The sequence below is a fragment of the Caballeronia sp. ATUFL_F1_KS4A genome (assembly GCF_023630905.1).
Taxonomy (GTDB): Bacteria; Pseudomonadota; Gammaproteobacteria; order Burkholderiales; family Burkholderiaceae; genus Caballeronia; species Caballeronia zhejiangensis.
In genome coordinates this window covers 80,228-99,900 of record NZ_JALQEB010000033.1, presented here as the reverse complement: position 1 = coordinate 99,900, position 19,673 = coordinate 80,228, and the positions used below count along the sequence as shown (strand labels likewise).

General features: G+C 64.4%; 20 protein-coding genes. 9 read left to right on the top strand and 11 right to left on the bottom strand.

What is annotated here, in order from left to right; translation table 11 throughout:
• Position 1: 1 nt before the first annotated feature.
• Positions 2 to 856 (bottom strand): class I SAM-dependent methyltransferase, encoded by an 855-nt coding sequence (locus NCS03_RS20275; RefSeq protein WP_250457926.1) that lies wholly within the window; start codon positions 854 to 856, stop codon positions 2 to 4.
• A gap of 153 nt (positions 857 to 1,009) precedes the next feature.
• On the opposite strand from NCS03_RS20275, the gene NCS03_RS20270 reads away from it, so the two are divergent.
• Both NCS03_RS20270 and NCS03_RS20265 read left to right on the top strand, forming a co-directional pair.
• Positions 1,010 to 2,023, top strand: a complete 1,014-nt coding sequence (locus NCS03_RS20270; protein WP_250436292.1) for an AraC family transcriptional regulator — start codon at positions 1,010 to 1,012, stop codon at positions 2,021 to 2,023.
• Between the two features lie 36 nt (positions 2,024 to 2,059).
• Positions 2,060 to 2,944, top strand: a complete 885-nt coding sequence (locus tag NCS03_RS20265) for a bifunctional helix-turn-helix transcriptional regulator/GNAT family N-acetyltransferase (RefSeq protein WP_250529661.1) — start codon at positions 2,060 to 2,062, stop codon at positions 2,942 to 2,944.
• On the opposite strand, the gene NCS03_RS20260 is transcribed toward NCS03_RS20265, so the two are convergent.
• Both NCS03_RS20260 and NCS03_RS20255 read right to left on the bottom strand, forming a co-directional pair.
• A complete protein-coding gene (locus NCS03_RS20260; protein WP_250529660.1) occupies positions 2,895 to 3,854 on the bottom strand; it encodes a LysR family transcriptional regulator in 960 nt (319 codons plus the stop codon). The two genes, NCS03_RS20265 and NCS03_RS20260, sit on opposite strands and share 50 nt — an antisense overlap.
• A gap of 99 nt (positions 3,855 to 3,953) precedes the next feature.
• Positions 3,954 to 5,363 (bottom strand): MFS transporter, encoded by a 1,410-nt coding sequence (locus tag NCS03_RS20255; RefSeq protein ID WP_008354237.1) that lies wholly within the window; start codon positions 5,361 to 5,363, stop codon positions 3,954 to 3,956.
• Between the two features lie 267 nt (positions 5,364 to 5,630).
• Here NCS03_RS20255 and NCS03_RS20250 point away from each other — a divergent pair, with 267 nt between their 5' ends.
• Both NCS03_RS20250 and NCS03_RS20245 read left to right on the top strand, forming a co-directional pair.
• Positions 5,631 to 6,398: an IclR family transcriptional regulator domain-containing protein gene (locus NCS03_RS20250; RefSeq protein WP_008354238.1), complete on the top strand. Its 768-nt coding sequence runs from the start codon at positions 5,631 to 5,633 to the stop codon at positions 6,396 to 6,398.
• A 236-nt stretch (positions 6,399 to 6,634) separates the two neighbouring features.
• Positions 6,635 to 6,778, top strand: coding sequence for a hypothetical protein (locus NCS03_RS20245; RefSeq protein WP_250503186.1), 144 nt, complete (start codon positions 6,635 to 6,637; stop codon positions 6,776 to 6,778).
• Positions 6,779 to 6,789: 11 nt separating this feature from the next.
• Here NCS03_RS20245 and NCS03_RS20240 read toward each other — a convergent pair whose 3' ends face one another.
• The gene (locus NCS03_RS20240) at positions 6,790 to 7,461 is read right to left on the bottom strand and encodes a hypothetical protein (RefSeq protein WP_008354239.1); all 672 of its coding nucleotides are present in this window, start codon (positions 7,459 to 7,461) and stop codon (positions 6,790 to 6,792) included.
• Positions 7,461 to 7,943: a glycoside hydrolase family 108 protein gene (locus NCS03_RS20235; protein ID WP_008354240.1), complete on the bottom strand. Its 483-nt coding sequence runs from the start codon at positions 7,941 to 7,943 to the stop codon at positions 7,461 to 7,463. Before NCS03_RS20235 ends, NCS03_RS20240 begins: the two co-directional genes overlap by 1 nt.
• 401 nt (positions 7,944 to 8,344) lie before the next feature.
• Here NCS03_RS20235 and NCS03_RS20230 point away from each other — a divergent pair, with 401 nt between their 5' ends.
• The 3 genes from NCS03_RS20230 to NCS03_RS20220 are packed head-to-tail and all read left to right on the top strand — an operon-like array spanning position 8,345 to position 10,923.
• Positions 8,345 to 8,731 carry a tellurite resistance TerB family protein gene (locus NCS03_RS20230; RefSeq protein WP_250529659.1) on the top strand — a complete coding sequence of 129 codons (387 nt, stop codon included), beginning with the start codon at positions 8,345 to 8,347 and terminating at the stop codon, positions 8,729 to 8,731.
• A 30-nt stretch (positions 8,732 to 8,761) separates the two neighbouring features.
• Entirely contained in the window at positions 8,762 to 9,349 is a 588-nt protein-coding gene (locus NCS03_RS20225; RefSeq protein ID WP_250436277.1) for a universal stress protein, read from the top strand.
• Positions 9,307 to 10,923, top strand: a complete 1,617-nt coding sequence (locus NCS03_RS20220) for an alkaline phosphatase D family protein (protein ID WP_250529658.1) — start codon at positions 9,307 to 9,309, stop codon at positions 10,921 to 10,923. Before NCS03_RS20225 ends, NCS03_RS20220 begins: the two co-directional genes overlap by 43 nt.
• Positions 10,924 to 10,930: 7 nt before the next feature.
• Here the strand turns inward: NCS03_RS20220 and wrbA are convergent, their stop codons facing one another.
• On the bottom strand, positions 10,931 to 11,533 hold the full coding sequence (gene wrbA, locus NCS03_RS20215; protein ID WP_008354244.1) for an NAD(P)H:quinone oxidoreductase: 603 nt from the start codon (positions 11,531 to 11,533) through the stop codon (positions 10,931 to 10,933).
• A gap of 159 nt (positions 11,534 to 11,692) precedes the next feature.
• Here wrbA and NCS03_RS20210 point away from each other — a divergent pair, with 159 nt between their 5' ends.
• Positions 11,693 to 12,331, top strand: a complete 639-nt coding sequence (locus NCS03_RS20210) for a LysE family translocator (RefSeq protein WP_175982348.1) — start codon at positions 11,693 to 11,695, stop codon at positions 12,329 to 12,331.
• A gap of 88 nt (positions 12,332 to 12,419) precedes the next feature.
• Complete coding sequence (locus NCS03_RS20205; protein ID WP_250529657.1) at positions 12,420 to 13,706, top strand: FUSC family protein; 1,287 nt, start codon at positions 12,420 to 12,422, stop codon at positions 13,704 to 13,706.
• 1 nt (position 13,707) lies between these two features.
• On the opposite strand, the gene zwf is transcribed toward NCS03_RS20205, so the two are convergent.
• The 5 genes from zwf to NCS03_RS20180 form a co-directional block, all read right to left on the bottom strand.
• Positions 13,708 to 15,183 carry a glucose-6-phosphate dehydrogenase gene (gene zwf / locus NCS03_RS20200; RefSeq protein ID WP_033535836.1) on the bottom strand — a complete coding sequence of 492 codons (1,476 nt, stop codon included), beginning with the start codon at positions 15,181 to 15,183 and terminating at the stop codon, positions 13,708 to 13,710.
• Positions 15,184 to 15,357: 174 nt separating this feature from the next.
• Complete coding sequence (locus NCS03_RS20195; protein ID WP_008354248.1) at positions 15,358 to 16,257, bottom strand: LysR family transcriptional regulator; 900 nt, start codon at positions 16,255 to 16,257, stop codon at positions 15,358 to 15,360.
• A 69-nt stretch (positions 16,258 to 16,326) separates the two neighbouring features.
• Positions 16,327 to 18,411 carry a 2Fe-2S iron-sulfur cluster-binding protein gene (locus tag NCS03_RS20190; protein WP_250529656.1) on the bottom strand — a complete coding sequence of 695 codons (2,085 nt, stop codon included), beginning with the start codon at positions 18,409 to 18,411 and terminating at the stop codon, positions 16,327 to 16,329.
• Positions 18,412 to 18,472: 61 nt separating this feature from the next.
• Positions 18,473 to 19,102 carry a glutathione S-transferase family protein gene (locus NCS03_RS20185; RefSeq protein WP_008354250.1) on the bottom strand — a complete coding sequence of 210 codons (630 nt, stop codon included), beginning with the start codon at positions 19,100 to 19,102 and terminating at the stop codon, positions 18,473 to 18,475.
• A 156-nt stretch (positions 19,103 to 19,258) separates the two neighbouring features.
• Positions 19,259 to 19,561 carry a hypothetical protein gene (locus tag NCS03_RS20180; RefSeq protein ID WP_008354251.1) on the bottom strand — a complete coding sequence of 101 codons (303 nt, stop codon included), beginning with the start codon at positions 19,559 to 19,561 and terminating at the stop codon, positions 19,259 to 19,261.
• Positions 19,562 to 19,673: the final 112 nt, after the last annotated feature.

The window sequence follows — 19,673 nt, the reverse complement described above, 5'->3', positions numbered from 1 at the left end:
GTCAACGCCTGACGATCACCACTTCCATGTATTCGCTCGGCACGACGAGCGAAGACGGTCCCGCAACATTGCAGCGTTCGAGCAGGCCGCCGATCTCGCGTTCGAGATCGGCCTGCTTCGCTGCATCGAGCGCCGCGAACGCGCGATGCACGGGCCCGTAGAAATCGCGGAACACCTGTATCCAGTGCGCCGGCGATTCATAGCGCATGTTGAAGTACTTGCGTACGCAACGAATATCAGCTGCCTCGGCGCCGAAGAGCGCGACGAGATGCGGCTCGGTGCCCCAAAGCGCGGGCGATTGCAGCCCCGCGGGCGGCGGCACGTAAGCGCCGATGGTCTTGAACAACTGGCCGATGAAACCCTCGGGCGTCCAGTTCGCCATGCCGATGCGTCCGCCGCTTTTCGCCACGCGCAGCATTTCGCTCGCCGAGCGCCTGTGATCCGGCGTGAACATCGCGCCGAATGTCGACAGCACCACATCGAAGCTGCCGTCGTCGAAGGGCAGGTTCTCGGCATCGGCGACCTCGAAGTCGATCGCGAGTCCTTCGGCTTGCGCGCGCGCACGGCCTTTTTCGAGCAGCGCCGGAACGTAATCGGTCGACGTCACGCGGGCAAAACGTCGCGCGGCGGCGAGCGTCGCATTGCCGTTGCCGGCGGCCATATCGAGCACGCGCTCGCCGGCGCGCACATCGATCGATTCGGCAAGCATCTCGCCGACGATCTGCAATGTCGTGCCGATCACCGCGAAGTCGCCACTCGCCCAGGTGGCTTGCTGGCGGGCCTTGATCGCGGCGAAATCGGGTTGCTGTGATTTGGCCGGCTCGTCGCAGACCGCGGATGTATTCAACGCATGCATGGTTCGTTCTCCAGTTCCGGATGATGTGTCGAGCGTCGCCCTGATAGCGGGCAGATGCAGTATCCCGTTACCATCGCTTCGACGCCTGTCCGCAAGTCGCCGCGAATTGTCCGTTCGTCCGCTTTGCGATGCTTACGATCACCGGGAGACGCCATGAGTCTCGACATCCTGTCCGACGTGCTGCGCACCGTGCGCTTGCGCGGCGCGCTGTTCTTTCACGTGAGCGGCAATCGAAGCTGGGCGGCCGAAGCGCCGCCCGCGCGCGACATCGCGAGCATCGTCATGCCGGATTGCGAGCATGTGATGGAGTATCACGTCGTGACGCACGGCAACTGCTGGGGCGCGCTCGTCGGCGAAGCGCCGGTGCGTCTTGCGAGCGGCGACATCATCGTGTTTCCGCACGGCGACGCGCATGTGATTTCGAGCGCGCCGGGCATTCGCGCCGAAGCGGATATCGATCCGTTCTCGATGAAGATCGATCAGCTGCCCTTCACGCTGACCTACGACGCGGTCGAGGCGCGCAACAATCGACGCCCCGACGACGCGTATGAAACGATGCTCGTATGCGGCTTTCTCGGCTGCGATCTGCGTCCGTTCAATCCGCTGATCGCGACGTTGCCGCGCCTCTTGCATCTGAAGGAATCGGGCGCGCAGGGCTGGATTAATCACTTCATGCAGCAGGCCGTCGTCGAATCGCGTCACAAGCGGCCGGGCGGCGAAGCGATGCTCGAACGCATGAGCGAGATGATGTTCGTCGATGCCGTGCGCCGTTACGTCGATGTACTGCCCGATGAAAGCCGCGGCTGGCTCGCGGGCCTGCGCGACCGATTCGTCGGGCGCGCGCTCGCCGTCATGCACGATGCGCCCGCGCACGAGTGGACCGTCGAAGAACTGGGCGAGCGCGTGGGCCTCTCGCGTTCGGCGTTGCACGAGCGCTTCAGCGAGATCATCGGCTTGCCGCCGATGCAGTACCTCGTCAACTGGCGCATGCAGGTCGCGGCCGGACTGCTGCGCAACACGAACGCGACGATCGCAGCGGTCGCGCAGGACGTCGGCTATGCATCCGAAGCGGCGTTCATTCGTGCGTTCAAGCGCCTCGTCGGCAAGCCGCCCGCGACGTGGCGCCGGGAGAAAACGCGCGTGGAAGCCGAGACGCAAGCACATTGATTGACGCCGGGCGATTCTCTGACTAGAGTCAGAGATATGAACCCGACCGACATCAGCCAGATTCGCAGCTTCAATCGCACCGTTGCCGAGGGCATCGGCGCGCTCAACGAGCATTTTCTCGGGCGCGGCCGTCCGATGGGCGAATCACGGCTCATCTGGGAAATCGGTGCGCAGGGCGTCGATCTTCGCGTGTTGCGCGAGCGTCTCGGTCTCGATTCGGGTTACGTGAGCCGCACGCTCGCCGCGCTGCAGCGACAAGGTCTCGTCGCGGTCGAGTCTCGTCCCGATGACCGCCGCGTGCGCCGCGCGAGCCTCACCGATGCGGGCTGCGCCGAACGTGAAGAACTCGAAAGGTTATCGGACGCGGTCGCCGGGGGCATGCTCGCGCCGTTGAACGATGCGCAGCGCAAGCGGCTGATCGCGGCGATGGCCGAAGTCGAGCGCTTGCTGCAACCTTCGCTGATGCGCTTCGCGATCGAAGACCCGACGAGCGAGGATGCGCAATGGTGCATCGACCAATACTTCGCGGAGTTGAACGCGCGCTTCGAAGCGGGCTTCGATCCGTCCGTCAGCCTGTCCGCCGATTCGCGCGAATTGACGGCGCCGCAGGGCGCGCTGATCGTTGCGAGGCTGCGCGGCGCGGCGATAGGCTGCGTCGCGCTCAAGTTCCACGGCGCGTCGCCGGCCGAGTTGAAGCGCATGTGGGTGAGCGCCGGCGCACGCGGACTCGGCGTCGGACGTCGGCTGCTCGAAGAGGCCGAACGGCTCGCGTCGAAGAAGGGAGCGAAAGCCGTGCGTCTGGAGACGAACAAGGCGCTCGGGGAAGCGATCGGCCTGTATCGGCGATCCGGCTATGTCGAGGTCGCGCCGTTCAGCGACGAGGCTTACGCGCATCACTGGTTCGAGAAGAGTTTGCGTTGACGCCTCCCGTCAGCGCGATGACGAGATCGAGAAACGCGCGCGTCTTCGCCGGCGGATGATGCCGCGACGGATAAAACGCATACAGCGGAAAGCGCTCGTCGGGCCAGTCGGGGAAGAGGTCGATGAGCTTGGCATCGGCGATCAGATGTTCGTGACCCAGCAGCAGAATCTGCGCGACGCCATAGCCTGAGAGCAGCGTGCTCAGCATCGTGCCGGGATCGTTGAGCGTGAGACGGCCGTGCGTTTCCACCGTGATGCGCTTCTTCTTGCGATGAAACTCCCACGCGAACGGCCGTCCCGTTTCGGGATCGCGAAACTCGATGCACGTATGCGTGCCGTCTGCGAGCGCCTGCGGGGTAGCGGGCGTGCCGCATCGCTTGATATACGACGGCGTGGCGACGGTCCGCACCGGCGTGTCGAGCAGCTTGCGCGCGACGAGACTCGAATCGCGCGGCTCGCCGAAGCGCACGGCGAGATCGAAACCATCCGCGATCATGTCGCCGAGACGGTCGCTCGTGATGAGTTCGAGTTGCAGATCGGGATGCGCCTTCAGAAACGCGTCGAGCTTCGGGCCGAGCAGAAGCCGCGAGAAGATCGGATCGACGTTCACGCGCAAGCGGCCGCGCACCGCCGTCGCGCCTTCGGATGCCGTGGCCGCCGCTTCCTCCAGTCCCGCGAGATGCGGCATGACGTGCTCGAAGAAGCGCCGGCCATCGTCGGTGAGCGAAACGCTGCGCGTCGTGCGATCGAAAAGACGAATCTTCAGACGCGCTTCGAGACGCGCGATCGCGCGGCTCACGCCGGGCTGCGACATGCCGAGCCGATCGCTCGCCGCGGCGAACGTGCCTGCATCGACGATCGCAGCGAACACGCTGATGCCGTTGAGGATGCGTTCGTTGAAGCCGGCCATTCATGCCTCCGCGTCATGGATGAGAAGGCATTCATGTTATCGCGTCACGCAAAAAAACGGGCCCCGAAGGGCCCGGAAGATCACTCCAACACGGTCAACTTATGCGTGGTGCGCTTTCGCGACCTTGTCCACGGAGATCGAATCGGCGCGCAGGCGCTCGTATTCTTGCTGGCTCATCGGCACGGCGTCCTTCTTGCCGAGATCGCTCAGGCGGATGCGATACGTCTCACGCGCCGAGTAAGCCGCGATCGCCGCGATGATCGTCACGCCGAAGGCAATGGCGCCGACCGTCAGCGGAATGTTGTCCGACCCCGGCGGCGCAACGGCCGCGAAGAGTGCGGGCAACAGCGCGGTGATCGTCGTGCCGATGTTCTGCGAGATCGCCATCGCCGAAACGCGCGAACGGGTCGGGAAGAGTTCCGGATAGAAGCTCGGGAAGATCGCGTTATAGCCTTGATACACGACACCCCACATCAGCAGCGACATCAGGAACGCGAGCGGCACGCTATGGATGCTGATCGCGTAGAGATACGCGAAGGCCAGCAGACCGGAGATGAGCGAGCCGCCGATCATCATCGGGCGACGTCCGATCTTGTCCGACAGATTGCCGACGAACGGAATCACCAGCACCGCGACGATGTTGCCGACGACCGGAATCCACAGATACACGCTCTTGTGGAAGCCGATGCCGTAGGAAGACTGCACCGCATACGCCGCACCGAAGATCGTCGCGACCACGGGAATCACGTTCATCAGCGCCATGCAGACGACGCGGATCATGTCGGGCGTGCTGTTGGCGAACGCTTCCTTGATCGGCGACTTCGGCACACCGCCATGCGATTCCTCGGACGTGAACGCGGGCGTTTCATGCACTTCCTTACGGATGATGTAGCCCGCGACCAGCACGAAGGCCGACAGCAGGAACGGCACACGCCAGCCCCACGAGTTGAACATGTCTTCCGGCATGAACGTGGCGAGCGGCAGGAACACGGCGGCCGCGAGAATCTGGCCGGCCTGCACGCCTTGCAGCGTGAAGCTCGCGTAGTAGCCGCGTCGGCCGAACGGCGCGTGCTCGAGAATCATCGAGCTCGCACCGGAGATTTCACCGGCCACCGCGAAGCCTTGAAGCAGGCGCAACACGACGAGCAGCGCGGGCGCGGCCATGCCGATCTGGTGATACGTCGGCAGCAGGCCGACAGCCATCGTCGAGATACCCATCAGGAACATGCAGACGAGCAGCACGTTCTTGCGGCCGTGCGTATCGCCCAGATGACCGAGCACGAATGCGCCGATGGGACGCGCCACGTAGCCGACGCCGTAGGTCGCGAGCGACGCGATGATCGCCACCTTCGGATTGCCCGACGGGAAGAACAACTGCGGGAAAATGAGTGCAGCAGCCTGGGCGTAAATGAAGAAGTCGTAATACTCCAGCGCCGAGCCGATCCAGCCGCTCGCGGTCGCTTTTTTCGCCTGGCGGCCGCCGTGCGCGTCTTCCTTAGGGCTAGCCATAGAGATGTCTCCGAACAATGGGTTTATGGAGTTGAGCCTGGAATCTGGCCGAGCGGCGGAGCGTTTTGGTTTGTCGCAATACGCGCGCTCTGAAAGTGATTGGAGAATAAAAGCGCAACCCCTTTCGATCAACGATTTATGATAAATTTTGCGCGATTATCGCACGCGCGTGTCCGATAATCGATCACTTTGGGGGTTAGCACTAGCAATTGACTTTGATGGAGCGCCGAAACATCGGCCCATCCATAACTAAACAAGCATGCAAGCATGACTAAACCGGAACTCGACAAGCGCGACTGGATCGCCGGACTGGAGAAGGGACTGGCGATTCTCGAAGCCTTCGACGATCAGCACGCGCGCATGACGCCGACGCAAGCCGCGGCGCGCACCGGCCTCACGCGCACGGCGGCGCGGCGTTATCTGCTGACGCTTGCGCATCTCGGTTACGTGCAGACCGACGGCAAGCTCTTCAATCTCACGCCGCGCGTGCTGCGCATGGGCTGGTCGTATTTCGAGTCGGCGCGGCTGCCGCGGATTGTGCAGCCTTATCTGCAGCAATTGAGCGCGCTGATTCACGAGTCGGTGTATGTCAGCGTGCTCGATGACTGGGACCTCGTGATCATCGCGCGCAATGGTTCGACGCGCGTGATGACGACCGGCTTCGTGCTCGGCGCGCGCGTGCCGGCCGCGCTGATGTCGGGCGGCATCGCAATGCTCGCGTATATGGACGAGGCATCGGTGCGCGGCTGGCTCGAAGCGACCGAGTTCAAGCCCTTCACGCCGCTCACGATCACGAACAAGGAAAAGCTATACGAGAAGATCAGGCAGGCGCGCGTGGATGGCTACGTCGCGATCGAGCAGCAATTGCAGATGGGCGTGCGCGGCATCGCGGTGCCGATGAAAAACCGGCACGGCGAAGTGGTCGCGGCGTTGTCGGCGAACATGCCGATCGGAAAGGAAACCGCCGAGGCAGCGCTTGCCCGCGTGCTGCCGCCGTTGCAGGAGACGGCGTTGTCGATGTTGAACGTGATCTGACCGCGGCGAGATCGCGCAAAGGTGAGGGTTTTCGGGAATGCGTGTCGAATGGCGCTCGCAGCCCTTGTTTAAAGGTAATTTCTGAATCGCCGATGACGCAAAGGTGAGCGTTTTCGGGATCAGACCGCATCATCCTCACTTTTACCTAATTCCCCAGCTCCACATTCCCCCCACGGTTGCAGCGACCAGCGTTCGCAACGTCAACCGGATATCGACACAAGGAAAGGGGAATCGACATGACTCAGTTCGACGCGAAACGGCTTCTCAGTCTGTCAGCAGCAACGGTCGCCACCGCGCTTTCACTCGGAGTCGGCTCAGCGCCGGTTTATGCGCAGACATCGCCGATCAACATGCGCGTTGCACGACCAACTGAGCTCTGACACGATGACGCTCACGACGCGCCCGTGAAGATCGGGCCTTGCCCGCCCGGCACGAATGCGCGATGCGCGCTATCGCCGTTCGCGCCCGACGCGGGCGCCGGATCGCGCAACGTCACCGCCGTTTCGGGCGTGATCGGCACGCTCGGTTGCGCGAGCAGTTCGGTCTTGCGCATCGAGCCCGCCGACGTCCCGAAGTAATACCCGATGATGCTGATCCACGCGGTCCCGAGCGCGCCGACCACGACGTTCACGAGATCGCGATTCGCCTCGGGCAACGCGCGCAACGCCATCAGCAGCAGAATGCCGAAGAAGCCGCCGGTCACGGCCATCGCGAGGAACTTGGGCACCCAGTCCCTGTTCGCGATGCCCATTGCGCGCGCATCGGCGCGGTCGCCCGCCGAGATGCGCGCCATGTCCGCTTCGAACGACAGACGCGCCTGCGCCGCCGCCACCACGAGTTGTTGCAACTGCAACGAGTTCGCGTTTTCGGCCTGGCTGATCTTGTCGAGCGCGGCGGGATCGTTGAGCGCGGTCGCGACGATATCCGGATCGTTAGGCGTCCCGAGCGCATGGGAGATGATCGCGGCCGCCGTGCTGACGCCAAGCCCGACGGGCCCGCCGATGAGACCCGCGAGAAGAGGCGCCTTCGCGCCGATGGTTGCCGCCACTTTCGACCAGTCCATCATGCTGCTCCCAAAAGAAGATTCGTCGCCATGCGCTCGGTCCAGCCGCGGCTGAACGTCGGCCATGCATGCAGGCCCTTCAGATAACGCAATCGATAGGCGATGAAGCGCAGGACGAAGCGCATCGGATCGGCGGCTTTCACGGCATCGACGGTATCGGGGCCGAACTTGCCGTCTTCCTTTGCGCCCGATGCCTTCTGCATCCACAGCACGACGAGCCCGCCGTTGTAGTTGGCATCGAAGATCTGGAACGCGACGCGCGGATCGAATTCGTCGAGATGCAGCGGGTCCCAGTACTTCTGCTTCGCGATTCGCTTCGCGAGATCGAGCGGCAAGTCCTTCATCGCGCCCGCATAGCCATAGCCGCGTGCGACGCGCGCCGTCACGCCCCACATCGTTTCGCCGCCCGGGTCCGCCGGATGGAATGAGTAGCCGCCTTCGCTGCCGATCAGCGCTTCGAAGGCGTCGTCGAAGCTGTTCATGTCGATCTCCTTGGCGCCTGCGCGTGCCGCCGGAACCATCGTCGCGGCGCCGGAAGAAACGGGCCGGCGCGCGAGGCGTCGGCCCGGTCGCGTCAAACAGTGGCAGGCAGTCATGACGCGACGGCAGGCCTTATGCATCCGCCATGCCAGTCGGTGCATCGCGCGTGCGAAAGCCTTGTGTGGCAAGGCGCACAGAACGGGAGTAGCAGGCGCGCGGAGATGCGAACTGTCGTGCCAAGGCCAACGCTTTTTCGGCGCCGCTGTGCGGCTCGCGCAGACATCGCACGCTCATTCGACGCTCATTGTCCGCGCCTACGATGCAAGGCATCCGGGCGGCGCGGTCCTGAACGAAACCATCGCACTGCCTTTCATTGACGACGTTTCATCGAAGGAGAAATGCCATGCGCCACTATCCATCGGACAGTCCTCGCGCGGCCGCGCGCATCGTCGTGATGTCGCTGATCGCGGACGGGCATATCGGCAGCGCGGAAATCGAAGCGCTCGAACGGCGCGGCTTCTATGCGCGGCTCGGGCTTTATGCGGGCGAGTTGCACGACGTCGTGCGCGAGGTCTGCGAGGATCTCACGCGATGCTCGTATCTCACATGGGACGACGTGTGCCGCGTCGACCCGCATGTCGTGCATCAGCTCGCGCAGGAAGTATCCGACGAGCGCGTGCGACGCGATGTGCTCACGCTGTGCGAATCGGCGGTGGTCGCGGATGGCGTCATGAGTTGCACGGAAGCCGCCGTGATCGATGCCGTGAAGCGCGCGTGGCGCATGCACTGAACCGCGCGAAACTCAACCGGAGACGACATCATGCAACAACACGTTCTCGTCGCAGTGGGACCGGATGGCAGCCATGCAGCGCTTGCGCTCGGCATCGCGCGGGCCCGCGAATGCAACGCGCGCCTCACGGCGCTTCATGTCGTGGACCGCGCGCCGTTCTGGGCGATATCGTCCGCGCAATACGACTTCGGCGCGGCGCTCGCGCAGGTCGACGAACTCGCGCGCGAAGTCGAGAAGCGCACGCTTCAGGCGATACGCGCATCGAGCATCAACGGCATGTGCGTGACGATGGACCTGCCGGGCGGCACGACGCTCGCGCGCACGATCGCGCAGGCGGCGCGCGAGTTCGACGCGGATCTCATCGTGATAGGCCGCACGAAAGCCACGCACTGGCGTTTCTGGGAAGAACGCGTGGCCGATGCCGTGAGCCGCCACAGCAATCGCCGCGTGCTGATCGCATCGAACCGCGCGGGTAATGAAGCGAGCGTTGAAACAAAAGCGACACCGTTACGCTTTACCATCGTCGATTCGACGCAGCGCACAACCCCATCATTCAGTTCGAGAGGAAGCTCGCCATGCCGGATCGCATCATCAAACCGTCCCGACGCACCTTGCTGAAGGGCCTCGTTTCCGGCACGGGCCTCGCCCTGACAGGCGCGGGTCTCGCCGATGCCCTCGCGCAAGGCGTCGCGCCCGTCGTCGTCACCGCCGACAAGTTGCGTCCGCAACTACCCAGCGGCGTGATGAGCGGCGACGTCACCGCGACGAGCGGCATCGTCTGGAGCCGCACGGACCGGCCCGCGCGCATGATCGTCGAGTATTCGGCGAGCGAAAGCTTCGGGACGATTCAACGGCGCATCGGACCGGCCGCGCTCGAAAGCAGCGGTTTCACGGCGCGCGTCGATCTGACCGGCCTGCCGCCCGGCGCCGATGTGTTCTATCGCGTGCGCTTCGCCGATCTCGTCGATGGCAAAGCCTACAGCGAGCCGGTGACGGGACGTCTGCGCACGGCATCGATCGAAGCGGAGAAGCCGATCTGCTTCGTATTTTCCGGCGATGAAGCGGGGCAGGGCTGGGGCATCAACGAGCGCTTCGGCGGCTATCGCATCTATGAAGCGATGCGTCGCGAAGCGCCGGATTTCTTCATCCATCAGGGCGATCAGATCTATGCGGACAGCGTGATCGAACCGGAAGTGAAACTGCCCGACGGCACGATGTGGACGAACATCGTGACCGAAGGGAAGTCGCATGTCGCGCAGACGCTCGACGACTATCGCGCGGCGTTCGCCTATAACCAGCTCGACAAAAACAAGCGCCGCTTCGCAGCCGAAGTGCCGTTCCTCGTGCAATGGGACGATCACGAAGTGCGCAACAACTGGTATCCGGGACAAGTGATCGGCGAAGCGGAGAAGCGTTATCAGACGCGTTCGATCAACCTGCTCGAAGCGCGCGCGAAGCAGGCGATGTTCGAGTACAACCCGTATCGCATCAATCAGCTCGATCCGGAACAGGTGTATCGCGGCTTTCAGTTCGGGCCGCTGCTCGATGTGTTCATGCTCGACGAGCGTTCGTATCGCGGCGCGAACTCGCCGAACACGCAAACGCGTCTCGACGCGGATTCGGCATTTCTCGGCTCGCAGCAGACCGCGTGGCTGAAGGCATCGCTCAAGGCATCGCGCGCGACGTGGAAGGTGATTGCGAGCGACATGCCGATCTCGCTCATCGAGCCCGATGCGAACCCCGATGTGCCCAAAGGCACCTTCGAGGCATGGGCCAACGCGGACAACGGCGCGCCGTCCGGCCGCGAACTGGAGCTTGCCGACATCCTGCGCTTCATCAAGCAGGAGGACATCAAGAACGTCGTGTGGATTACGGCGGACGTGCACTACGCGCAGGCGACGCACTACGATCCGTCGCGTGCGAAGTTCACCGAGTTCAAGCCGTTCTGGGAATTCGTCGGCGGGCCGATCAACGCGGGCACGTTCGGCCCGAACGATCTCGACATGACGTTCGGTCCCGAACTGCGCTATGTCAGCGTGCCGAAGGACAATCCGCAGAACCGTTCGCCGGCGGCCATGCAGCAGTTCTATGGCCGAGCGAAGATCGATCCCGCGAGCCGCGCGCTGACGGTCTCGCTGCACGACCTCAACGGCAAGTCGCTGTACGAAGTGAAGCTCGACGTCGAGGCGTGAGCGTCGCTTAAGCGGCGAGCTTCGCGGCCAGCTCGGCGACGTGCTTGCCCTGATAACGCGCGATATCGAGTTCGTTCTGCGATGGCTGACGGCTGCCGTCGGACGAAGCGAGCGTCGTCGCGCCGTAGGGCGTGCCGCCGGACACCTCGCTCATGTTCGTGAGTCCCGCGCACGCATACGGCACGCCGACGATCACCATGCCGTGATGCAGCAGCGTCGTATGGAACGATGTGATCGTGGTTTCCTGTCCGCCGTGTTGCGAAGCCGTCGATGAAAACACGCTGCCGATCTTGCCGACGAGCGCGCCTTTCACCCAGAGCCCGCCCGTCTGATCGAGAAACGTGCGCATCTGGCCGGCCATGTTGCCGAAGCGCGTCGGCGTGCCGAAGATGATCGCGTCGTAGTCGGCGAGTTCGTCGACGGTCGCGACCGGCGCCTGCTGATCGAGCTTCACGCCGATCTTCGCGGCCTGATCGGCGGGAATCGTTTCGGGCACGCGTTTGAGCGTGACTTCCGTGCCCGCGACGCCGCGCGCGCCTTCGGCTATCGCTTGCGCCATCGTTTCCACGTGGCCGTACATCGAATAATAGAGAACCAGTACTTTCGCCATGATGTGTCCTTGTGAGAGGGGCTTGTGCGCATTCAAAGATAGCACCGGCGAGTGCGTGCGCAAGGAACTGGCCTGCCCGCAAAAATGCGAAGCGTTCATGGACGCGCGCGTCTGCCTTCGACGACACTGCCCGAAACCCGAACCGGAGACGCACACGCCATGAACGGCCACGCCTTGCTCAGCGCGAATCTGCTCATCGCTTATTCGGCGTATTTCGTCGGCACCGCGAGTCCCGGGCCGAGCAATCTCGCGATCATGTCGATCGCGAGCACGTCCGGGCGGCGCGCGGCCTTCGCGTTCGCGGCGGGCGTGATGTCCGGCTCCTTCTTCTGGGCGATGCTCGCCGCGCTCGGCCTCTCCGCCGCGCTGACGGCGTACTCGGGCTTTCTCGTCGGCGTGAAGATCTGCGGCGGGCTGTATCTGTTGTGGCTCGCGTTCAAGTCGGGACGCGCGGCGTTGAAGCCGCCGCTGCGCGCTTCGTCGGCGGATGCGCAAGGGCAGAGCGCGCGCAGGCTCTACGCGCGCGGCGCACTTCTGCATCTCACGAATCCGAAAGCGATTCTCGTGTGGATGTCCGTGGCGGCGCTCGGATCGTCGGCGGGGGAAGGGCCGGGACACATGCTCGTCGTCGTCGCGGGGTGCCTCTGCATCGGCGTATGCGTGTTCGGCGGCTATGCCGCGCTCTTCTCGATGGCCTCCGCGCGGCGCATGTACAAACGCATCCAGCGCGGCCTCGATGCATGTCTCGCGCTCGTGTTCGGCGCGGCGGGCCTGCGTCTGCTCACTTCGCGCGTGTAGCGGATTTGCCGCACTTTCGCGGTTCGGCTTTGCATCCGGACGATCGGCGGCTACGCTCAAGCCAGACGTCCGAACAATCGCGAGAACGATGCCGACCGACGATTCTTCCCGAAGCGCCCGCCCGATCCCGCACGAAACCGCCGCAGCCGCGTTCGTCCACATCGTCCGCGACGCCTTCGCCGCGCTCGGGCGCGAACTCGTCGCGATCAGGCCGACGCCCGCCCGTGCGCTCTTCGCCACGCAGGCGATGCTTTCCGTCGGACTTGCCGTCGCGCTCGCCTACGCTTTCCATTTGAGCAACATCTGGTGGGCCGCGATCAGCGGCTTCGCGGTGATGCAGTCGAAATTCTCGGCGTGCGCGCAACGCGGCGTGCATCGCGTGGTCGGGACGATCGCCGGCGCGCTGATCGGCGCGGTCGCCGGGCCGATCATCGGCGACGTGCCGTGGCTCTTCGTGCCGCTGCTCGGGGCGATCGTCGGGATGTCGGTGTATCGGGCGCTCGTTTCGGATGCGGGCTACGCGTGGGTGCTCGGCGGCGTGACCTCGCTCATGGTCACGTTCGAGGCGCATCGGCTCGAATCCGCGGCGGCGACGGCGTCGTTTGCGCTCTTGCGCGTCGCCGAAGTGATGGTCGGGACGGCCGCGTGCGTGGCCGTGTCGGCGCTTGTGCATGCGGGCGTGCAGCACTATCGCAACTCGCGCGGCGCGCCGCCGGTGCCGCGCGCGCAGGCGGCATCCACCGTGGATCGCGTCGATGGCGTCAACGCGCAAACCGTCACCGTCATTCCTTCCGATGCCGCCCGCGCCGTGCAGGCGCTCGACGCGACGCACCTCGCGCGCGCCGAGCAGACCGCGCTCGCGATGCGCAAGCGGCTCGCGTGGCAAGGCGCATGGTCGGTGATGATCCTCGCGGCGATCGCGTATGCGTGGAATCTGCCCGGCTTCGCGCAGGCGATGGTGACGGCGGTCGCCGTGCTGATCTTGCCGACATCGGCGCTCGGCAAGCCGACGCGAAAGCCGATCGCCGAGCGCATGATTCAGCGTTTCATCGGCTGTCTGCTGGCGGGCGCGGCGAGTCTCGCGCTGTTGCCGCTACTCGGCGACAACGCGTTCGCCTGCATGATCGCGCTATGCGTGGGCGTGTGGATCGGCTGTCATGTGCAGACGGGCACGCAGGGCGCGAGCTATGTCGGACGGCAGTTCAGCATCGCGTTCATCATGGTGTTCGTGCAGGACCACCATTGGTCGTCGGACCCGATGCCCGCGCTGATGCGGCTCGAAGGCATTCTCGCGGGCATCGTGGTGTTGTCCGCGGTGATGGCCGCGGGCGCGGCGTGGGCCTCGAAACGGGGGCCGCACGCCGCGATGCGGTGAATCAGGCTTCTTCCGCCCAGGCGAGATTCTCGCGCGCCATCAACGCGCTCGAAGCGGCCGGGCCGAACGTTCCCGCCGTATAACCGCGCGGACGGTCGCCGAGTTCCTTCCAGCCGTTGAGAATCGGCTCCACCCACGTCCATGCCGCTTCCAGTTCGTCGCGCCGCATGAAGTGCGTGAGGCGGCCGCGAATCACGTCGATGAGCAAGCGCTCGTACGCTTCCGCGCGCCGCTGCGTCATGGCCTGCTGCAGGTCGAGATTGAGCGTGACGGGCTGCATGTGCATGCCGCTGCCGGGTTCCTTCGCCATCATCTGAAGTTGGATCGATTCTTCCGGCTGCAGCGTGATCGTCAGGCGGTTGCCGTAATGGCGCGGGCCTTCGGGGATGATCGAGAACGGCAGGTCCGCGAAGTCGATGACGATCTCCGAGCGGCGATTCTGCATGCGCTTGCCCGTGCGCAGGAAGAACGGCACGTTGGCCCAGCGCCAGTTGTTGATATGCGCGCGCAGCGCCACGAAGGTTTCCGCGCGGCTGTCGGCGGGCACGTTCTGCTCTTCGAGATAACCCTTCACCGCCTCGCCGCCGACCGCGCCCGCCGTGTACTGGCCCCGCACGGTGTCGCGTGCGATATCGGCGACGGTCATCGGCCGCAGCGACTTCAGCACCTTCAGCTTTTCGTCGCGCACGGCGTCCGGATCTAGCGAGACGGGCGGCTCCATCGCGACAATGCAAAGCAGTTGCAGCAAGTGGTTCTGCACCATGTCGCGCAATGCGCCGGTGTGATCGTAGAAGCCCGCGCGGCTGCCGACGCCCACCGTCTCCGACACCGTGATCTGCACGCTCTTGATGTACGGCGCCTGCCACAGCGGGCCGAAGATCGCGTTGCCGAAGCGCAGCACCATCAGGTTCTGCACGGTTTCCTTGCCGAGATAATGGTCGATGCGATAGATCTGCTCTTCCTTGAAGTGTTTGCCGACCGCATCGTTGATCGCGCGCGCCGATGCGAGATCGTGGCCGAGCGGCTTTTCAAGCACGACGCGGGCGTTTTCGTCGAGAATGCCGGCGTTATCGAGGTTGGTGCAGATCGTCACGAACAGTTCCGGCGACGTCGACAGATACAGCACGCGCTGCGAGCCAGGACGCACGGCCTGTGCGAGACGCTCGAAATCGCCGGGATTCTCGACGTCGATGCGCACGTAATCGAAGAGCGCGAGAAATTTGTCCCACGACTGGGCATCGAAAACCTTGGAATCGATGAAAGGGCGCGCCTGCTCTTCCATGAAATTCTTGAGGTAATCCTCGCGCGTCCAGTCCTTGCGGCCGATGGCGAGAATGCGCGTGTCCGCGGGCAGGTTGCAGTGCGTGTGCGCCATGTAGAGCGCCGGCAGCAGCTTGCGCGCCGCCAGGTCTCCGCCGCCGCCGAAGATGATCATGTCGAGCGGGCGTTCATTCACGGGAGAAGTTGGATTCGTCATGGTGCGTGAGCCGGTAAGGGTTCAGATAAGCCGAAAGCGCGGCGATCGAAGCGATCGTTCGAGACAGCTATGTTGCATGTTTTGCCGGCATTTTGCACGGCAGTCGTGCTAACGGCCGTTCGATTCGGCGAGCGATGGACGATTTGTCACCGAAGACGTGTTTGTTTAACGCGCTCAGCGCAACGATTCGTTCGCGCGCAGCGTCGTCACGGCGAGGTCGAGAAATGCGCGGACCTTCTGCGTGACGTGACGCCCTTCGCGATGCACGAGATGGATCGGCAGGGGCGGCGTCTCGAACTCCGGCAGCACGATTGCGAGACGCCCGTCGGCAACGTGTTGCGCGATCTGATACGACAGGAGCCGCGCGATGCCGAAATCCGCGAGCGCGGCGGCGATGGCCGAGTCGTTGGTGGTCGTCGTCAGGCGAGGATGCGAGCGCACGAGAAACTGCCGCTCGCCGTCGGAGAGACGCCATTCCGGGGGCGTCGACGAACCCGTCGACGCAATCACGACATGCTCCGCGAGATCGTCCGGATGACGTGGCGTGCCGTGCTTCGCGAGATAAGCGGGCGAGGCGCACAGCACGCGCCGCACGCGCCCGACGTTGATCGCCTGCAACGACGAGTCCGGCAATTGCGCGATCCGCACCGCCACGTCGATGCCTTCATCGACGAGATTCACCACGCGATCGACGAACCAGCAGCTTGCGTCCGCTTCGGGATAACGGCCCAGATAATCGAGGACGATCGGCGTGACGTGCAGGCGGCCGAACATCACCGGCGCGGTGATCGAAAGCAGTCCGCGCGGCGAGGAATGCGTGCCGGTCGCGGAAAGTTCGGCGTTATCGATTTCGCCGAGAATGCGGCGGCAGTCCTCGAAATAGCCGCTGCCGGCGTCGGTGAGACGCACGACGCGTGTGGTGCGCGTGAGCAGGCGCACGCCGAGATGTTCTTCGAGTTCCGTCACGACGCGGCTCACGACCGACGGCGACACGTCGAGCTTGCGCGCCGCCGATGCGAAGCCGCCGGTTTCGACCACCGTGACGAAGGTCGTCATTGCCTGTAAACGGTCCATGGGAAAGCACGAGACATGCAGGCTTGAGATGCCGTGCATTCTCACGGATATGCGCGCGGGGCACAATCGTTACAGATCGAGTTCGAGCGTGTCTCCTTCGGCGGCGGGCATCGCGCAGCAGATCAGCGCTTCGTCATCGCCGACATGAAACGCCGGCTCGCTTTCATACGACACCGCGCCTTTCGCGATGCGCGTCCGGCATGTGCCGCAAGTGCCGCCGCGGCAGTTGAACTCGGGCGACAGACCGCTCGCTTCGGCGAGTTCCAGCAAGGTGCCGCTGCCCGGCTGCCATTGCGCGCTCGCGCCCGACTTCAGGAATTCGATCTTCACGGGCTCGGTCGCGGCGGGACGCATCGGCTTGACGTCGGCGCCGCGATCCGCCGTGCGCTTGAGCGCCGATGGACCGAACGCTTCCGCATGCACGCGCGCATCGGCGACATTGAGCGCGCGCAGGCCATCGTAGATCGACTGCATGAACGCGCCCGGCCCGCACAGATAGAAGTCGTAGTCGTTGAAGGGCAGACGGCTCGTCAGCAGATCGATGTCGATGCGCCCGGACACGTCGTAATCGCGGTCCATTTGCGCGCCGTTCGTGTCGCTGAGCACGCGGATCACGGTCACCGCGCCGCCCGCGCTCTGCGCGAGCGCATCGATTTCGCGCGAGAACGCGCGGCTCGCGAGCGAATGCGCCGACACGATCATCCACACCGGCCGCACGCGGCGCTTCCTCAAGCCTTCGTAGACGATGTGCCGCAACATCGCGAGCATCGGCGTGATGCCGACGCCCGCCGCCATCAGCACGGTGGGACGCTGCTCGAACGGATCGATCGTGAAGTCTCCGGCGGGCGCGCGCGCCTCGATGACGTCGCCCGCTTTCAGCGTGTCGTGCAGATGCGCCGACACGCGCCCGTCGCGCTTCACGCTGATGCGATACACGCCGTCCGACGGCGCGACCGACAGCGTGTACGTGCGAATCTGCGGTTTCGCCTCGCCCGGCAGCGTCACGCGCATCGGCAGATGCTGACCGGCCTTGTGCGGAACGATGCCCGCGCCATCGGCGGGTTCGAGATGGAACGAGCGGATCGCATCGCTCTCATCGACGATTCTGCTCACGCGAAACGTGCGCCACACGTTCGCGAGCGTGGCCGCCTTCAGGCGCTCGGCCACTTGCGTCCAGTCGCCGGTCATCAGCGAATTGGGCGATGCGCCGTCGCTGCGCGCTTTCCATCGCAAGGGCAGCGCCTCGGCGCGATACACGATGCGGCGCGGCGTGAAGCGCCACAGCCGTTCCGCGCCCTGAAATGCGGCGGTTTCGGGCGAGTCGAGCAGCACTTCCGCGTCGCCCGCGAGCTGCAGCATGTCGCCGGTTTCGAAGTCCGCGAACACGAGCCCCGCGCGAGCGTTCACGAGAATGTTGCCGAGCGTGTTGAAGAAGAGATTGCCGGCGAAATCCGGAATCGTGAGCGAGCCGTCGTCCGACAGACGCACGAAACCCGGTTTGCCGCCGCGATGCGATACGTCCACTTGCCGATGCCCGTCCTCGCGATCGAAATACGACGCGACGAAGAACGTATCCGCGTTCGCGATCATCGCTTTTGCGCGCGGCGAAAGGGCGTCGGATTCGAGCGGCTCGACCGGCGACGGCAAGGAAGGATCGCGCACGAACTCGAAATCGCGCAACTGGATGTACTGCGGGCAATTGCCGAAGCTCTGTTCGACGGCCACGTCGAACGCGAGGTTCGCGCCATCGCGATGAATCACGCCGTTCATCCGATTGCGGCGGCGCGTGTGCATTTCGATGCCGAGCAGGCCGATCGACGCGCCATCGTGCATGCCGGCGTCGGCGGGATCGAGCGGATCGCGGGCGGGGCTCATCGACAGCGTTTTGGCATCGGTCGCGTGCATGAAGCCGGGATGCCCGGCGAGCAGCGTTGCCCACGGATCGCCGCGTTCATCGACGGAACCGGCCACGATGAACGGCAGTTGCCCGAAGAACTGGCGATGCTGATCCGGCATGTAATCGCGCACGACGCGCCGGCCGACGCCGTCCATGCGCTCGTCGACGCCCAAAGCCTTCTGAATTGCGAGTTCGCCGCGATGCCACGGCGAGGGCGTGGCGACCTGTTTGACATTGCCAAGCGCGGAAGCGGACATGATCGTATGCCTCTTCGATTCGGGCGCGGCGGCACGGCGCGAGCCGGCCGCCGCGCTCACTTTACGCCGCGAGACCCGCGGCCGTCTTTTGGAACGGAACGAAACCCTTCAGCGCTTCGACGCGCTTCAGCCACGCGTTCACGTTCGCGTAGGCGGAAAGGTCGACGTTGCCTTCGGGCGCGCTCGAGATATAGCTGTAGAGCGCGACATCCGCGATGGTCGGGTGCGCGGCGGCGGTCTCGTCGATATCGGCGATCCAGTCGCGATTCGCCAGTTCCGCGTCGAGCACCTTGAGGACGTTGTGCGCGCGGGCGATGACTTCGTTCGCGTCGAACTTCGCGCCGAACACGGTGATGAGACGCGCGGCGGCCGGACCGAACGCGATCTGCCCGGCCGCGACGGAGAGCCAGCGCTGCACGGCGGCGGCTTCGGCGGGCGTTTCGGGCAGCCACTTCGTGTTGCCGGCTTTTTTCGCGAGATAGACGAGGATCGCGTTCGAATCGGCGATAACCGTGTCGCCATCGACGAGCACGGGAATCTGGCCGAAGCGGTTCAGCTTCAGATAGTCGGGCGTCTTGTGCGCGGCGGCGGCGAGATCGACGAACGCTTCTTCGTGTTCGACGCCCAGCAGATTCAGGAAGAGACGCGCGCGGTGCGAGTGCCCGGACAGCGGATGGTGATAGATCTTCACGGCAGATTCCCTGATTCGGTTGATGGCCGGGAGACGTCCCGTCCTGTGAATCGAGTATCGGTTCTTGCCGCGATGAGGAGAATCCCGTCGATTTTCAAATCACCATTCTCGAAACGAGAATGGTGAGCGCGCTTTCGGTGCGCGGACCCACGTCATTTATTCGCCGCGCGGCACGTTCGCCTTGTTGCCGGCGAGCGGCGAACCGTATCCGCCGCTGTTGGCGTTGTTCGGCAGGCCGTTGACGAGCTGCGCGCGCGGATCGCTCGGATTGAGATTGAGCTCGCCGGCCTGCGCGTTGCCGTGCGTCGGGTATTGACTGCCGAGCGGCGCGTTCGGCATGAGCTTGGTGCTGTTTTGCGGCGCGTACATGTCGGTTTCGGCGCTCGGATGAAGCTGCGCGAACGCCGATGTGACGGCGAATGCCGATATGACTACGACTGAAGCGCGGATCGCGTTCATGGCGGACTCCAATGCAGAGCGTGATTCAGTGTAGTCCGCGCGCCGGTGCATTGGCCGATCACCCTTCTTACAACCAGACCAGCGTTTGTTCCGGCGCGCTCGCTCCCGTATT